This window comes from Hyphomicrobium facile, from assembly GCF_900116175.1.
Classification (GTDB): Bacteria; Pseudomonadota; Alphaproteobacteria; order Rhizobiales; family Hyphomicrobiaceae; genus Hyphomicrobium_B; species Hyphomicrobium_B facile.
Genome location: NZ_FPCH01000002.1, coordinates 608,579 through 625,155 on the forward strand (window position 1 = coordinate 608,579; position 16,577 = coordinate 625,155).

General features: G+C 58.1%; 14 protein-coding genes and 1 tRNA gene. 1 reads left to right on the forward strand and 14 read right to left on the reverse strand.

Annotation, left to right across the window (positions count from 1 at the left end; translation table 11 throughout):
* Window positions 1-39: 39 nt before the first annotated feature.
* The 12 genes from BM399_RS09735 to BM399_RS09790 form a co-directional block, all read right to left on the reverse strand.
* Window positions 40-1,044: an aldo/keto reductase gene (locus BM399_RS09735; protein WP_092867502.1), complete on the reverse strand. Its 1,005-nt coding sequence runs from the start codon at window positions 1,042-1,044 to the stop codon at window positions 40-42.
* Between the two features lie 9 nt (window positions 1,045-1,053).
* Window positions 1,054-2,532, reverse strand: a complete 1,479-nt coding sequence (locus BM399_RS09740; protein ID WP_092867505.1) for a GMC oxidoreductase — start codon at window positions 2,530-2,532, stop codon at window positions 1,054-1,056.
* A gap of 9 nt (window positions 2,533-2,541) precedes the next feature.
* Entirely contained in the window at window positions 2,542-3,375 is an 834-nt protein-coding gene (locus BM399_RS09745; protein ID WP_092867507.1) for a phytanoyl-CoA dioxygenase family protein, read from the reverse strand.
* Window positions 3,369-4,607, reverse strand: coding sequence for a glycosyltransferase family 4 protein (locus BM399_RS09750; RefSeq protein WP_092867509.1), 1,239 nt, complete (start codon window positions 4,605-4,607; stop codon window positions 3,369-3,371). Before BM399_RS09750 ends, BM399_RS09745 begins: the two co-directional genes overlap by 7 nt.
* Window positions 4,608-5,170: 563 nt before the next feature.
* A complete protein-coding gene (locus BM399_RS09755) occupies window positions 5,171-6,304 on the reverse strand; it encodes a WD40/YVTN/BNR-like repeat-containing protein (protein ID WP_143111398.1) in 1,134 nt (377 codons plus the stop codon).
* Window positions 6,305-6,375: 71 nt separating this feature from the next.
* Window positions 6,376-6,768 carry a GtrA family protein gene (locus BM399_RS09760; protein WP_092867513.1) on the reverse strand — a complete coding sequence of 131 codons (393 nt, stop codon included), beginning with the start codon at window positions 6,766-6,768 and terminating at the stop codon, window positions 6,376-6,378.
* Entirely contained in the window at window positions 6,765-7,466 is a 702-nt protein-coding gene (locus tag BM399_RS09765; protein ID WP_092867515.1) for an HAD family hydrolase, read from the reverse strand. The genes BM399_RS09760 and BM399_RS09765 overlap by 4 nt, the downstream gene beginning before the upstream one ends.
* Entirely contained in the window at window positions 7,463-8,446 is a 984-nt protein-coding gene (locus BM399_RS09770; RefSeq protein WP_092868149.1) for a UbiA family prenyltransferase, read from the reverse strand. The genes BM399_RS09765 and BM399_RS09770 overlap by 4 nt, the downstream gene beginning before the upstream one ends.
* Before the next feature lie 55 nt (window positions 8,447-8,501).
* Window positions 8,502-9,779 carry an ArnT family glycosyltransferase gene (locus BM399_RS09775; protein ID WP_092867517.1) on the reverse strand — a complete coding sequence of 426 codons (1,278 nt, stop codon included), beginning with the start codon at window positions 9,777-9,779 and terminating at the stop codon, window positions 8,502-8,504.
* Window positions 9,780-10,188: 409 nt separating this feature from the next.
* Window positions 10,189-11,400, reverse strand: coding sequence for a glycosyltransferase family 2 protein (locus BM399_RS09780; protein WP_092867519.1), 1,212 nt, complete (start codon window positions 11,398-11,400; stop codon window positions 10,189-10,191).
* Window positions 11,401-11,469: 69 nt separating this feature from the next.
* Window positions 11,470-12,222: a WecB/TagA/CpsF family glycosyltransferase gene (locus tag BM399_RS09785; protein WP_092867521.1), complete on the reverse strand. Its 753-nt coding sequence runs from the start codon at window positions 12,220-12,222 to the stop codon at window positions 11,470-11,472.
* 280 nt (window positions 12,223-12,502) lie between these two features.
* Window positions 12,503-13,621, reverse strand: coding sequence for an NAD(P)/FAD-dependent oxidoreductase (locus tag BM399_RS09790; RefSeq protein ID WP_092867523.1), 1,119 nt, complete (start codon window positions 13,619-13,621; stop codon window positions 12,503-12,505).
* Between the two features lie 348 nt (window positions 13,622-13,969).
* Here BM399_RS09790 and BM399_RS09795 point away from each other — a divergent pair, with 348 nt between their 5' ends.
* The gene (locus BM399_RS09795; RefSeq protein WP_092867525.1) at window positions 13,970-14,758 is read left to right on the forward strand and encodes a hypothetical protein; all 789 of its coding nucleotides are present in this window, start codon (window positions 13,970-13,972) and stop codon (window positions 14,756-14,758) included.
* 83 nt (window positions 14,759-14,841) lie between these two features.
* Here the strand turns inward: BM399_RS09795 and BM399_RS09800 are convergent, their stop codons facing one another.
* Together BM399_RS09800 and BM399_RS09805 are read right to left on the reverse strand one after the other, a co-directional pair.
* Window positions 14,842-16,065, reverse strand: coding sequence for a hypothetical protein (locus tag BM399_RS09800; protein ID WP_092867527.1), 1,224 nt, complete (start codon window positions 16,063-16,065; stop codon window positions 14,842-14,844).
* A gap of 291 nt (window positions 16,066-16,356) precedes the next feature.
* Window positions 16,357-16,431 (reverse strand) — tRNA-Gln (locus tag BM399_RS09805).
* Between the last annotated feature and the right edge of the window lie 146 nt (window positions 16,432-16,577).

Consider the following 16,577-nt stretch of genomic DNA (forward strand, 5'->3'; position numbering starts at 1 on the left):
TCTTGTGCCCCCTATTCCGGCCATTCGACAACCCGTAGCCTAGATCCATTCTTTTTGGAGATGGTGACAGAGTGCTTCGTATTCTCCCTCGTTCAGGCGCGGGGCCTGAACATAGCGCAGGTTTTCGCTAAGATGACGCTCGGTGTGCATTCCGAGCAAAGTTACGCCGACGCCGGGCGTCGCACGGCAAAACTGTAGGGCAGTTTCCAAAACCGGCCGGCCGAAGCTTTCACTGAGCCTGCGCAAGGTCAGGATACGTTGCCACTTGGGTGTAGCAGCCTCCAATTGCGCTTCGTTCAGACCATCCTTAAGGAGCCCGCCGCCAAAGCAACCACGTGCGATCACGCCCAGGCCGCGCGACTCCGCGGCTGCTAAAATGCCCTGATCCAGCGCCTCGAGGTCGAGAAGTCCGAATCCAAGCTGCAAAGAGCCAATTCCGGGAGCCGACAAGCAAAGCTCAGCTTGCTCGGCCGCCTCGACCGCGACCCCGTAAAAGCGAAGCTTTCCCTGTGACTTCAGCTTCTCGAGTGTTTCGAGTGCCTCACCGAAAGCATCGCTGTGCAAGAAAGCCGGCGGAGGACTGTGCAGCTGGTAGATATCAATATAGTCCGTTTGCAGACGTTTCAGGCTCGCCTCCAGGGCCGCCGTCAAATACGACGGCGAGAAGTCCTGCGACAGAGCTCCGGAAACAAGCGAGGGCAATTTCGATCGCTTCAAGCCCAGCGCATGCACGATCGGGCGGACCAAAGGTTTGATACGCTGCATTAGCTTGCGCTGAGCTGGAAGGCAGTATCCGCCCTTTGTTGCCAGGACGACCTGCTGCCGCCGGCCCCGGAAGGCTTTCCCGATCAGGGCTTCGCTTTCTCCCTGCGCGTACATGTCGGCGGTATCGTAGAATGTGATACCCGAATCCAATGACTCCGGGAGAACCTTCAGCGCTTCCTGGCCGCCGTTCTTATTTGCGAAAAACCCGCCGATCCGCGATCCGCCAAAGCCGATCTCGGAAACTTGCATACCGGTTTTGCCGAATTCATTGATCTTCATGCGATGAAATCAGGTGTGCTTCAGATCGCGAGCGAGTCGCGTTGCCGCCCGCGCCGCAATCGCCATCACTGTCAGGGTTGGGTTCTTTTCAGCGGCCGTCGTGAAGCAAGCAGCATCGCAGACGAGCACATTCGGAGCGCGATAAACGCGATTCCAGGCATCCACGACGCCGTACTCCGGCTTTGCATGCATCCGGGCCGTTCCGCCATAGTGAGCGACGGTTCCCGGGAACAAAGTCGGGACGACATCTCCGATCGTTGCGCGGCAACCCGCCTCCTCCAACACCTTGAGGAGATGCTGGCGAGCACGCACGACATTGTCCACTTCGGCATCACTGTAGCGAATGCAAACATCGAGGACGGGAAGTCCGAATTCATCCTTCTTCGTTGCCGAGGGTTTCGCGACGCACGCCTCCGTCGGGATCATCGTCCCGATCATCTGTACGCCGACCGTCGTTCCAGTCTGACCGAAGCGGCTTCGAACACGATCACTGAGATTAGCCACCCCCAGTGTCCACGAGGTCGCCATGAGTGGCGGAGAGGTATCGTAGGGCAAGCGCGTCAGGTAAGCAGGAGGAGAGAGAAGCTTGCGGGGACGCTCCATCTCGAAGGCCCACCATTCACGCGGGTGATCGTGCAGGAAGCGTCCAAGTAATCCCTCCGAGTTTCCCAGCCCTTCCGGGAAGTCCTTGGAAACCGAGTTGTGTAAAAGCTTTGCCGTTCCGAGCGGACCGCACGCAACTATCACGGCTTCCGCTTCGATGCGTTTCGTCTCGCCCGTATGACGGTCGTGATAAAGCAGGCCGTCGACCTTCCCCTTTTCCGGAGACCACTCAAGAGACAAGGCGTGCGCGCCGATCACTAGCCGAAAATTCGACGACTTGAGCAGAGGGGACACAATGTTGGTGAAGCTATTGAAGGCCGTTCCCCGGCGGACGAGCATCGTCGGCGGGCCGTCCGCGAGAGGATAGACCGTGAAGCCCTGGCCATGGCGGTTCGCCGCCCGTTCCACAACTTCCCAATCCTCCGGGATGCGGCGGTCATAAGCAGCATACCCGCCGGGCAGCTGAGGCTTATCCCGGCGATCGGCCGTGATGTCGAGCGATCGCTCGACCTTTTCGTAATAGGGCGCAAGATCCGTGTATGTGATTGGCCACCGATAGCGTTCGTGCAGCCTCTCACCTTCGGTGAAATCCTCCGCAGCAAAGCGCGGCACCGCGCCGGTCCAGCAATTGGAGAGCCCTCCCGGTGCCAGCTTCGCAAAGCACAAGGTTTGCGGATCACCCGACACCGAATGGCCGGCCTCCTCCTGCAACGGGGGGGTACGACGGTAAAGATTCTTACCGCCCGACCGCACGAGCAGACCAGGCTCAAAGCGCGTGCCGGCCTCCAGCATCGTCACTGAGATTCCGGCTTCCACAAGTTCGCGGGCGGCCGCCGCGCCCGCCGGACCGCTGCCGACGACCACGACCTGTCGTTCATCCTGCATGGCTTTTGCTTAGTACTCTTTGTCCACGAGCGAACGGGCAAAGCGCAGCGCAGAATAGGTTACGGGCACCTTTACGAACAACTCCTCGCGAATTCGTCCCGCTCTGGTCGGCTTGAACCAGTTCGGGAGGAATCGGATCTTCCCACCGTCGGCTGCAAACGGATCTTCGAGGTTGTTGCCGCCATCCTCCCAAGTCATGGCGAGCATCGGGCGCGGAACCGAGGTGTGGTTCGCTGTCCCGCGATGCCATACGTTCGAGGTTCGAACCAACACGTCGCCCCGCTTCAACGGAACGCGCACGGCGTTGCGTGCAACACGCTCCAGGACGAACTGGGTATACTTATAAAATCGCTTGTGCGTGCCCGGGATTGCCTCCATGGCGCCGTTCTCGATAGTCGAGTCGACGACCGCGACGTTGGCGATCATGAAGTCGCGCGTGAACGGACGGTCGAGGTGGTAATGCTGCGTGTGGCTGCCGGGCAGATTGAAGTTGCACCCCACATTCGGCATGCGAACAACCCTGGGATCGATCTCCTTGATCAGGTCTATGATGCCCTTATCTTGCAGTGTGTCGTAGACGAACCGCGCACCTGCGCCAGGGAAGCAGTTGAGATGGCCGCTCTTGAGACCGCCTCCCGAAAACAGGGCGCCTGACTTCGATGCCGCGTCGAATTCCTGCTCGAGAGATTTGTGCAGTTCGGCCAGCCGCTCCGGCGAGACGACATTGCGAATGACAAAATAGCCGTCGCGAGCAAACGCCTGCTTCAGATCTTCTTTTTCAGCTGCGGTGAGTGGATTAGCTTTTTCACTTGCCGGGCGCGCACTGTCGTCAACTGTCAGCATCGTGGACCTCCATCAACTCCCAACGAATTCGGAATATTTCGTAATGCTTCGCCTCTGGAAGCAGCGACGATATTTTCGTAGCGCATCGCCACTTCGCGACATTGCTGGCGCGGCGAAAAACGCAGGCGGATCGTTTGCCGGGCGCGCTCTCCCAATCGCCGGCGGAGTTCGGGATCGCCCATCAACGTGGCAATTTCCCTCGCGACCGCCTCGGCATCGTGTTCCGGCACGAGCCGCCCGTCCACGCCATGCGTAATGATTTCGGGAACGCCTCCGGTGTCACAGGCTATGACCGGCTTTTGCATCGCCATCGCCTCGGCGATCGCCAGACCAAAGGGCTCGCCATACGAAGGATGAACGAACAGATCGAACGCGCGAAGAAACGGCCGGACATCCTTCTGAAATCCGCCGAAATGAACGCGGTCCGCGATGCCACCCTCGCGCGCCATCTTTTCGAAGTCGCGCCGGACGTCAGGCACATCGGAGCCGAGGATCATGATGTGCAGGTCGGGATGGGTTTCTCGCAGTCGCGCTACTGCGCCGATAAGCTCGAGCTGTCCCTTCCAGGGATTCATCCGCGCAGCAATGCCAAGGAGCGGTGCATTTTCAGGAATGCCGAACTCAGCGCAAATGGCCTCTGGGCTTTCAAGTTCTCTTTGCGGATCGAAGTGATCGGTATCGACCGCATTATAAATCGTATGGATCTTATTCAGATCCAATCCCATACGACCCAGTCCATTTCTTATGTAGTCTGAGATGGCGAATATCGCTTTGGCATTGCGCATTCCCCAAAGTGTCGGGCGCGTGTGATAATCGCCCAAGTGCGAATGCATATGTACGACAGACGCCGCCCCGGTCACACGCCCGAGCAGGCTCGCGTAACTGGCATCTCTCGGCCTGTCGGTGGCGTGAATGATTTGTATGCGGTTGCGCTTGATGAACGCGACAGCCTTCGCCAATGACGCAGCGCTCGGTCCATAGGCAAACGCTTTGCCCAGCATATTTCTGCTCGCCAGCGCGCCGGCCGGCTTTCCGAGCGGCAGAAACGCGCTCGAAACATGAGGCATTTCAGCGAAGCGAATTCGCATTTCGTCTGCATCCGCCGCCTCGCTGTTGGACAGAACAAAGACCTCAGCTTCGTCGGGAGCGAAGTTGGCCATGAGCATCAGATGCACAGCAACGTCCGCACCGCACTGATCGCGAGTATTTAAGAACAGCACACGGATTGGCATATACAGAGTCCGGCCGATCGATGAGTTTGGTTATTCCTATAAGACGTTTTCTTGACATTCCCTCAGCAGCAATGACGGTCTGCCTTGCGACTTCCCATCCGCCCGACGATAGCAATCTTCCGACCCGCCGTCGCCCCAATTGCGTTGGAGATGGTTGTCGAATGTCTTGTAGGTTTTTGCAGACGGCGGCGGCGTCAGATCCGCCAAGTTGCCAATCCAGCAGGCATCAGGCCACCAAATCCTATTCAGCGATACGCTCGCGAATCCAGTCGATGATTTGAAGTCTGATGATGGAACGAGAAATCCCGCTCCTTATTCTTCCAAACGCTTTTGCGGATTTCCTCTCCTCGTCGGCAGTTAGCAGCAAAAAGAATGAAGAAATGACTGTAAGCCCAATTTGCGGCGCCAAAGCGCCATTTCCTTCTGGAAAGTTAATTGCCCCAATGTCTGATCCTGGGCAGGGAATTCCAGTTTTTTAAGGGGCGGAGCCGGCAAGCGTCGCGGCATTACGGTGCGGTGAATAGCCGGTGCGATATGCAATGCCTAAAAGCAAAACCGGCGCGTTACGGCTCGACGTAGCGCCATAGTCCCGCGGCCCACATCGAGCCGACGAAGATGTTGTGCGTGCCGTCGGACGTGACCGCGACGCTGTTCGGGCCCCAGACGAGGCCCTCGGGCAGCGCCGTTTCCTTGGTCCAGGTGCCAGGATCGCCTGGCTGCGGTGCCATCTGCAGCTGTGGACCTCCCTCCTTGAGCCCACAGCTTGCACATGCCCAGCCCCACATGGCGTAGAGATTCTTCGCCGAGCCCCAAACGATGGCGGCGTCACCACTGGCAACGCGCGTCCAGTTGGCGCCGAGATCGACGCTGCGATAGACGCCGTAGCCCGCGGACGGCCGCCAGCCACCGATGAGCAGCGTTCGGCCCGTCTGGTGGAGCTGTGAACCACCGTGCGGATGCGTCAAGCCTTCGATGCCCTTGGGCGTCGTCCAGGTCGCGCCGCCGTCACTGGTCATAACGGCCGAGCCGCGGTCCTGCGGGATGGCGAACCAAGTCTTGCGTGTCGTCGCAGCGTCCCCCGTCTCGACGAAGAACGGGAACCACGATACGCCGCCCGTTGGCCAACCGGCGCCTGACACGAACCTCCATGTTTCGCCGCCGTCCGTCGACTCCGCGAGGCGGTCAGCTTCATGGAAACCCGTGATCAGGTGTGACGGATCGTGGGGGTCGACGACGATCGAGTAGAAGCTTGGATCGTATTTTTCCGGCAGCGATCCCGTGAGCCCAAATGTCAGGCCGCCGTCGATCGACTTGAACACTTTCTGATCGCCATGGACGTTCGCCATCCACAGCGTCGCGGGTGTCGTGCCCGCTACAGCCAGCACATGGCCAAGCGCCAGATACGGCGGGTTGGGCCGGCTGGGAAGCTGCGCCCAGGTCTTACCATAGTCCGTCGATTTCCAGATCGATCCATAGCCGCCGACGTAAAGATCGCTCGGCCGCGCGGGATCGACCACGATGTTGCCCACACCGAAGCCGTCGGTCCCTGTGAACAGCGATGCCGGCATCTCCGGCGAAGTCACATTCTCCCAGACGCCGCGCGCGGTCTGCGACTTCCCCTGACACGCGGTGACCCCGAAACAAATGAAGAGAATTGCCAGCCGCTGGATCAGGCGAGCAAATCGGTAATTGGCCATTTTGCTCTCCAAGAAGCGGACCATGAGTACGTGCTTCGATAGAACGTAGTTCTCGATCGTGACGAGAGCAATCAAGGCGCCGGGCCTAAGCCTCGAGGCGGCGCTCTGAAAACCCAAAGCAGATTGATGAAAAAATTGATGACGAACGCGGTACCGATGCCGATCACTTTAGAGGGCATCGGCGCGATGCCGATCATCGTGGCGCAGATCACCGTAACGCCGACGTTGATGGAAAGACCGGCGGCGGCGCCAAGCAGAAACTGCAGGAATCTGCCTCTGCTTGCGGCCTGCTCGAAGACAAACCGGCTCGTCAGGTGATAATTGACGAACGCGGCGATGAGCCAGCCGAGGCTTGCGGCAATTGCGATCGGAAGTCCTGCATTCAGCAGAACGTGAAAACCGGAAACGTCGACGATGGCTGCGACCCCTCCGGTTCCGATATAGCGCACGAATTTGGAGATCATCCCGACGGCCGATCGAAAAGAGGTGCGAACAGCGCATCCGAGTACGTCGAGAAGCGGAGCCAGCCGTCGAGCGGCCGGGCGGAACGGATAAGGGCCGTCGCTCCGGCGCGGCGTGCCGCTGCGCCATCTCTCTCGATCCGGTCGCCGATGAGGATCGTCTCGGCGGGGCTTGCTCCAGCCGCTTTCATGAGCACTTCGAGGCCCCGAGGATGTGGTTTAAGGATTCCGACATTGGCATCGCCCGCCGCAACCACGTGGTCAGCAGTAAGCTCCATCGCGCTCAGTTTGCTGATCGCAGGATAGTCCGAGAGGATCCCGATTGTCTTCCCCTTGAGATTCAATGCTGAGAACAACTCGACAATGTTCGGATAGCGACAGGCGCGAATGTGTGCGAGGGGGCGCTTCTCTATCCACTCGGCGACGATGGCGCGGACCGTTTCCGGGGCGACCCCGTTCGCCTCCGCCGTACGAGCGACCAAGACGTCATCGAAGCCGTCGATTTCATCATCGCCTATGCTCTCACGAAGCCGGCGATACGCGTGAAGGACGCGCAATGCCTTCAGGCTTCGCGTCTCAACCACGTTGCCAGCGATCTCGCGTAACATGCGCAAGCTCATAGCCCTCTGGTCGTATAAAGTTCCATCGACGTCGAAGGCGACGAGACGGATAGAACTCCAGTCGATCTTTGCGTCCATCATTGCAGCGTGATGTAGCGCTGTTGGGCGAGTTCTTCGAGGAACGGGATGTCGACAAAGCTCGTGAATACGAACATTGCGACCAGGGCCAATACGATCGCAATCAGGCCGGACTCCCGGAAAAGCTTTTCGGGCTTTTGAGCCGACGATCCCGGCAGGGTCGACATGGAGAGATAGGTTGTGAACAGCAGCACGACGATCGGGACGATGAGCACGAATTCGATGCGGTACTTCACAAGGAAGACGGTCAGAAAGAAGACCGAGAGCAACGAATAGGCGAAGCAAGAGGCGGTCAGCAATACTTCTGTATACTGAGCGAAGCTCGCACGATAGCGCACCAGGAGATTGACGCCGTGAGACGCGACGATTTCGCGATACTCGGAGAGGCGTTTCGCGGCCATGAGGAAGGCACCGCCGAACCAATACGACAGGATGATCGATCCCGGAGGCAGCGACGTCGGATCGATGATCGCCCAACCGATCACGAGACGGATGGGATTGTTGATCGATTCCGAAATCACATCGAGGTAGGCTTTATCTTTGCTTCTGAAAGGAGCGACATTGTAGACGATCCCCTGCAGAGCAAAGAGGCAAGCGACAAAGAACATGAGCTGGCTCGACAGCGCCGCGCAAGTGAGGCCGACCGTGACGAGGAGAGCCCATTCGACAGCGACGAGCTGGCCGCTCATGGCGCTTTGCACGGCCGAACGCTTCGACTTGTCCGGGTGGTGCTTGTCGAAATCGCGATCCAGCCACTCGTTGATGACGTAGTTGGCCGAGGCGATGCAGATCGCGGTCGCAAAACCGAGCACCAGGGACAGGAGAAGGTGATCTGTCCGGACTCCTCGCAGCAAGTACGCAAGAATGATGCCCGGCACGATGAAGATGTGCTTGGTGCTATGATCGAGCCGAGCGATCGCAAGGTATTCCCTGAAACCGGCCCGTTGCGGCGCGTCAACCGGTGAGCTTTCCGACAAGATCATGGATTGACAACTTTCCTTTCGTGCGCCGCTGAAGCCGATGACTGCCGTCATCGCGTCAGGCCAACGCCTCGGATGATCTAGGTCTTGAAGTGACAGTGCCTCGCCGGCTCAAGAGAGTGTCGACTCCGAACGCCGCCATAATCGTCAGCAACGGCAGTATCGGTACTGAATAGCGCCCCAAAGGTATCAACGTCGCCACGAACACGTTCATGACAACGATCGGAACCCAAAGCAGCCAGGCCGGCCGGCCTTCGCTGTGGGACCTCCGCCAACCGATGAACGCAAGCAGCCAGCCGATGATGGCCAAAGCGGCGGGCACCAGCGAATTCGGCAAGGATGTCATCTCGTACCAGAACGTGAAAAGTCCGACGGAGATCTTGCGGGCCGTGTCGAGGGGCTGGGTTGCAATCATATGCTTCACGACACGCTTGTTATTCTCCTCGTCGACAACCTCGTCGGCTTCCCATGTGGTTCCGGCGTCGCGGGCGATTTGCTCGAACCACGCGTTCGACTCGTTTTCGGCGTCGGTGAACGGAGGCTTTTGCAGCGTGGCGAACTCCATGCGCGTGAAGATGTAACCACGCAGGAAAGAGTCACTGAACCCCGGCGTCAGCAGAACAAACTTGCCCCCCGTAACTTGATAGTTCCGGTACGTCCAAGGTGCCAGAAGAAGCGCCATCGTCACAAAAATGGCGCCGACAGCCACGACTTCTTTCACCGAACGCCGCTTGATGGCGAATACCAAGCTGATGATGCCGAAGACGGCTACGAGGGGTAGAATCACCCCCTTCGTCAGCGTCCCGATCATGCCAACTGCACCGAGCAGGATACCGTTCACCACGGTTGGGTGTTCGTGAAAGCGAACGGATAGCCAGACCATTAACACGCATAGGAACGTTACGAGCGTTTCCATATGCAGGTCTGCCACGTAGCGCAAAAGCATTGGATGCAGAGCGCAAATCAGGCCGGCCAGCAATCCCGTTCGCGCGTTGTAGAGACGCTTGCCGAGCGAAAATGCGAGCAAGCACGTGCCCAGGTGCAGGAGACACTGCAGGAGCACGACCGTGAAATTGCTGCCGCCAAGCCGATAGACGACAGCGATGGCCTCCACGTAAAGCGAGGCGCCCCTGCGGGTCAATTTCGTGAACCCATGGTCGACAAGCGCGCGCGCGTATTCGCCATACTGATATGGGTCGCCAGCATTCGCGACAAAGGTTTGCAGGCGGAAGATGCCGAAGGCCATGGCCAGCGACGCAGCCAGCGCAACGACGGCAATGATGAATGGGTAATTGGCGTACAGGGGCCGGGTGTTCGTCGTGGCTATCATATCCATTTCGATGTTTCGACGATGCGTATGACCTCTGATGTCCGATACGTTTCCGGATCCTAAGACATCCGCCAACTTAAGGTCCCTTTGTCACAAGAATGAAACGCTTGCTAAGCGGGGCATTCATGAGCAATGCCCGCGACGGCTGCCCGTTTCTCAGCTCCGTTGATTATATAGGCCACGCGCTAGGCTATCGCCCGAGCAAAAGTGCAATAGCGTAAATAATTGTTCAGATTCAAACCCAATCGGCTCATTGCCAAATGGCCAGTAAAAACGCGCAAATGACTGCTCGAATTCACGGGCGCAACATCATTTACTTTGGCGATAAGACACGCAGATCCGCGTGTATAGACAATCGCCGCGGATCGCGCCGTTTACAATACGAGCGGACGACATGAGCGGAAGATGGGCAGAGTCAGCTCCGATCGGTCCTGACCCAGGTTGTAGCTCGGCTTCCCGTCAAAATGCGGACGTACTGGATCAGCTTCGAGTAAACGTAAGGAATTATCGACAGCAACGATCTCGGCGGCAACGCATCGCGGCCGTAGCGGAACCAGGCAATCACGATGCTCAGTGTCAGGGCCGCAACGGCAATGCAACTGATGTAAAAAGGAACGGCTGATTGGCCCGATGCGGCTGCCGTTGCGGTGATCGCGAAAACCGCCGACACCAATAGAGCGAGAAGGAAAATGGGCGGCACGGCCAAGTCCAGGGCCATCGCCATCAATCGCAAATCACGGCGAGAAATTGCTGACCACAAAACGCGTGGAACGGTCGAGAAAATCAGCTCCCGGTGGCCCTGCTCCCAACGCTGCTGTTGCGTATTGCGTCCCTGTGACGACGCAGCGAAGTGGCTTGTTACAACGGCCGACGGACAAAATAGCGGTAAGTGGCCTTTTAATGCGAGGTCGAGCCCGAGCTTCAGATCCTCGGTCAACGCGCCGGTTGCGAGATTGGCCGAGTTCAACGCGCTCCACGGAAATGCCATGCCTGTGCCCACCAACTGACACGGCAGACCGAGGTTCGCGAGACCAAGTGGACGCACCCAGTTCTTCAAGCGCCACGTAAATTCCGATACTTGATCGTTGACGGATGAATCATCCGGCGCATGCATCAGATAAAGGGCTTGAATTGGCCGGCCGGTCGAGACTGCACGTTCGGCCAGAATATCGACGACGCCCTTTTCCAGACGACAGTCTGCATCGACTACAATCACGACCTCGGGGGCTGCCGCTCCGAGATGGCGAATTCCATAGTCAAGCGCGTGGCCTTTTCCGCGGTTTTTGTCGTCTTGACGTTCGATGACTTCAGCCCCTGCCGAACGAGCGACCGCAGCCGTATCATCCGAACAATTGTCTGCGACGACCAGCAGGCGATTGCGCGGGCCGATCTCAGCCAAAATGTCAGTCAATGTCGGAAGAATGTTCGTTCCCTCATTGTGAGCGGGAACGAGTACGGCCAGAGAAGGGCTAATGGAATTGGGTTTGCGCTCGGCATTTCTTCTCGGAATGGCCGCGAGAACTTCGGTCAGAAGAACAAGGACGGGAATGCTTACGAGCAACGCAATCGCGCCTAAGGCTCCCGAAACCAACGCATTGGCGGCTACAGACATTTCGGGAAAAACCATCAAGCGCTATTCATTCACAAAGCCAGTGTACATATTATTTGCAAAGAGCCTAGAGCGAACGTTTCGCAATCATGAGCGAAATCGCGGACTCATCATTTGCGCGACGACGAGGCCGAATATTTTCGGGCATTTAACCAGGTATCGCTTCGCGAGGCGCTTGGGATCCGATAACAGGCGATGCGCCCATTCGAGCCCCCAATGCTGAACCCATAACGGCGCCCTCTGCTGTTTCCCGGTGAGAAAATCGATCGAAGCACCGATGCAAAGAGCCACTCCCCTCGCCTCCGGATTCTTAAGGAGCCGGTACGCCAAAATCTCCTGTTGCGGCGATCCAATAGCCAAGAACGTGATGTTCGCGCCGACACCCAATATGAACGCGATGCACTTCTCCACCTCGGCGTCGGAGGCAATGAAGCCCATCGGCGGCGTGTACGAGGCAATTTCGAGGCCGGGAAAACGACGGCCGACAATGGCGCAGTCCGAAGCGCTCGGCCCGACAATTGCGATTTTCCGTCCAAGTTCGGATGCTCGCGCTAAAAGGCCGGCGGTCAGATCGCTGCCTGTTACGACATCGAGCTTCGCCCCGCACAATCTGGCCAATTTCCCGAGCACGCGGCTATCGCAATAGGTTCGCCATGCCGCGGCATATTTGGCCCTTAGTACTTCTCCCTGCTCGTGAATTTCGACGACATGCTGCACATTCGGCGTCACGACGTATATGAACGGCGTTGCATTGGCGCCCAATATTTCTTCGATTGCGGTCTCGGTCGAACCACCGTCGAATTGGAGACCGAGAAAAGCCGCTCTGTTGGGCGCCGCCATACGTCTCCCCCACACGACGAATCGGTTATTTCTTCGCCTTTTCCCGACAAATTAACAAGAAGAAGATGGCTTTAAAATTGGCGACTTGCGCGACAGGTTAATTGGCCCCCGATGCCGGGCAATCCCGTTCGACATGAGGCTGCCGCAATAGAAGCGGCGTTTACGGAGCAAATGCCGGGCGGTTCGGATGTTTTTTGAGGGTTTATAGAGCGATCGCGCGCTATTTTCGTTTGGCGTCGCAACTCGGCGGATTGATCCGTGCCGGCGCGGCCATAAGATCTCAATTCAGCAAGCGCTGCACATACGCGGCAATTGCCAGCGCCGACGTGAGCCCGGGGCTTTCGATACCGTAAAGTCCCACGAAGCCTGGAATTCCGTGTTGCTGTTCACCGTGGATCGCAAAGTCGGCGGGCGGCATGCCATTCGAATAAATCTTCGGGCGGATTCCGGTATACGCGGGGACGAGCGCGCCTTCGGGGAGCGCCGGCCAATACCGCTTTATCTCTTTCGCGAAAATCTCGCGCCGCGCGTCCACGTCGACAAACGTGTAATCGATGTCGTCCTGCCAAAAGATGTCGGGCCCAAATCTTGCGCCGCCCGATATATCGAGCGTCAAATGGATGCCAAGGGCATCGGGCGTCGGCATCGGATAAATGAGATGCTTGAAGGGCGCCCGCGCCGGCAGTGCGAAGTAATGGCCTTTTGCCGGATAGAGGCCCGGCACCACGTATTCGGACTTCGTGGGCTCGAGCATTCGTCCGACGCGTGTCGCGCTCAATCCCGCTGCATTGATGAGGCGAGCACAGGAGAGTTCCGAGACCTCGTTCGCCGATAGGATCGACAGCCGGAATTCGCCATCCGTCATCGCTTTTACGCCGACGACTTCGGAGTTGAAGGCGATTTGGCCGCCGGCGTCGAGAAGGCGGGTTTCGAGCGCCGCCATGAAAAGGTGGCTATCGATTACTCCGGTCGACGGCGACAAGGTGGCGGCGACGCAGCGAATATCCGGTTCGAGCCGATGGGCTTCTGCTGCCGTCAATGGGGTGAGATCGTGGACACCGTTGCGGGCGGCCTTCACTTCGATGGCCGCGAGCTGTTCGATCTCCGCTTCGCTCGTTGCGACGAGAAGCTTGCCGCAGCGATTGAACGGCACCTTGTAGTCTTCAGCGAATGCATAGAGGCGCTCGCGGCCCTCGACGCAGAGTTTGGCTCGCAGCGACCCTTCCGGATAATAAATTCCGGCGTGGATCACCTCGGAATTTCTCGAAGACGTCTCAGTGCCGAACGTGTGGTGCCGCTCGAGGATAAGAACGTCCTTTCCGAGGCTCGCGAGTTCGGCTGCGATGGCGAGACCGACGACGCCGGCTCCGACGATCACCGTTTCGACTTCGACTGGCATTCTAGAAATGCCTTTCCCCGCTGCTCCGAACTGCCGCCGGATCGTGGATGGATTTGCTCGGGAATACAAACGGCTTTCGCGACTATCGTGAAGGGCGCTGATTCAAACCCAAAAACCAACGCTCAGGCGGGTCTGCTCCATCCACTTCATGCTCATGCTCATGCTCGCATTCGTCGCAAAGCGCACAACAACACGACGAGCATGTGCAGGCTCTTCTCGAGGCCAACTTCAGTCAACAGGTTTGCCGTTCAAAAACTTGAGGTGACCGTATCGATGAACTAGAAAAACAGCATCGACTTTTCACAGGTCGGACCGCACTCCACACTCACTGCACGAGAAATGTGAAACATGAAAATGCACGACGCCGACCTGATCCTTTTTCATGGCATGAAGCGCAGCGGCAATCACGCGGTGCTCGATTGGATGACGGACAACGTCCACGGAATCAGGCACTTCAACAATGTGTTTCCGCTTCGGATTGAATTAGAACAGCCCGGCTTTTACGAGTTCCCTGTGGCCCTTGGAGATTTCCTTCGCGAGCAGAAGCGGTGGTCGGACGTCTTTGCGAAAGCGCCGGCACACACGATTTGCAGCATCGAAGACTGGAACTTCGGCCACGAGTATTTTTCCGGCGCGGAGCGCACGCTCAACATTTTATTGCTGCGGTCGGCTGAAAACCTATTCGCGAGCCGGATCCATAAGGCATTCAAGATGCGCATGGCGGCTTATCCTCGCGAGTTGGACCACGTGATGCGCCGGGCGATGAACGTATGGGTCGATCACGTCGAAGCGTTGCTCGAAAATAGCGGTCAGCCTGATTTCGTCGTGATCGTGTTCGATGATTGGGTGACGAAGCCAGCGTATCGCGAGGCAGTCGCCAGCCGGCTAGGCTTCAAAGCCGTCGCGCAACCGAGAGTTTCGCGCGCCAAGGCGGGAGGCGGAAGCTCGTTCGACGGTCACGCGCATGTCGCCGGAACGGACCCAAGCTCACTCTTGCGACGCCCTGACCGGTTGGGCCCTGCGGAGCGCGATTTGTTGGAGCAGGTTCTGGCGGACGCGATGATCGTCGAAGCCCAGCGCAAGTTGGATGCTTTCCTGCCGAGCCAGGAATACCTCAAGGAGACGACGAGCGCCTGAGGTCGCGCACATGCGGTCGCGTCGAAATGGCTAGGAACAGGGCGGAGCCGTCGCGAGGATATTTGGCGCCGGGGGTTCTTCGTTCAGCCGCCAATCGACTTTCGCCAAAGGTTCGGCTTTCTGAGAATGTATTTGCGGTAGACCCTCGTTAATCGGCGCGAGAGCTTTGCCGGCGCCTCTGACAGGCGCCGGCGCGAGAGCTCCCATTTAGAGGAGAAAACGATCCTGCGAACCGCGTCGCGCAGTTCTTCGTGCCCAGCCCAATCGCCGCCACTGTCCAGAATGTCTCGATAGAGGGTCAAAACCGCCGGCTCATCGATTGCGAGGCGATCTATCTCCGAAGGCGTCGGCAAGTCACCCAGGCACGGAACGCGGCCAATCCCGGCGGCTATAAAATTCAGCTTCGTCCGGATGCACTTTTCGCAGCGGCCGCAGTTATGACCGTCTTCCGGACCGTGATAACACACCCTGAGATTCGAAAGGACGACCGAGTTGCCGCGGAATGCCTTCGCCTTGCTTGTCCTTGTATAGCCCCCACCTACATACTCGATCGGAAAGCCCGGATGGCTCATGAACGGGTTCGTTATGCTGTTGCCACCGCAGCCGGGAATTTCTCCATCGTAGGCTTCGTCTGAGGCGATTACGGCGCGCGACACGACACTGGAAAACTGGTGCATCACGCCAGACAGCGCGAACATGTAGACGGTGAACCAGGGCAGGCCGCGGATATCGCGCCAATTCGTTCGAACGATCGTCAGAGGCAGACCGTAGGACTCGAGGATTTTCGCACCAAGCTCGGATGACTTGCTGAAGATATCCGAACGATTCAACGGCACATCGAATCCGTGGACCATCACCCCTGCGCGCAGATTGTTCTGGCGGCGGCCTAGCAGGCCCTTGCAGTGCGCGTGAAGGGCGAACGTCGCGTCCAATCCGCCAGAGTATGCGAGTACAGCGTCTCGGTTCGCCGGCGGAGCGCTGTCGACTTCATCCTCGGCAAAAATCGAGATCTTGCGGAAGAGATCCGGGCGCCACATGACCCAGGCGTCCTGCGCTTCTTCAAGCCGTGCGAGCTGCTCGCGGAAAACTCGCCCCTCGCAACGCATATCAGCGCCGACCTTCATCGCGTGCGGTAACAGTGCGACAACGGCAAAGTCATCCGTCGACGGGGCGGAAGGCAAAAACCCGCCGGAAAATTCGTAAAATAAGGAAAAGTTCTCGCCTGTATGACCGCGAAATTTGATCGTCGAACGAACCCCATTCGACGTTTCGTCAAACGCGGTCCCGATCACAATTTCCTTTGCCATTTATTCCCTCTCACGCATTCCGCAGTCTCGTCGCATGTGTAGAAAAAATGCTCACGTGCTTCGTTACACGACTTTTTTTTGCTGAGCGACCGGAGGTCCGGCAGCTTGTCGGGACATGTCACGCGGACAGGGGCGCGGGTCTATGTGAAGCGAACGGAAAAACAGCGCGAGCAGGCCGCGATCAAGCGGCGCGCATCTGTCGATTCCTGAACGAGAGGGAACAGTGAAAACGGCCACGCGAGCGTTGCGTGGAAATGGCCTCGAAGCGCCGGCCTAAGTCATTGAAAATATTGGCTGGGATGCCAGGATTCGAACCTGGGAATGGAGGAATCAAAATCCTCTGCCTTACCACTTGGCGACATCCCAACGCGGAGACGGGGCGATAGCAGTGTTTAAGCCGGGTATCAAGGTGCAGTTGCGGGCGGCCATTTGATGCACAACGGGCAAACAATGCGATCCCGCGCCCGGCCGGTTGTTCAATCGTCCTCTACCGCAGCTGCACGCATGATCGC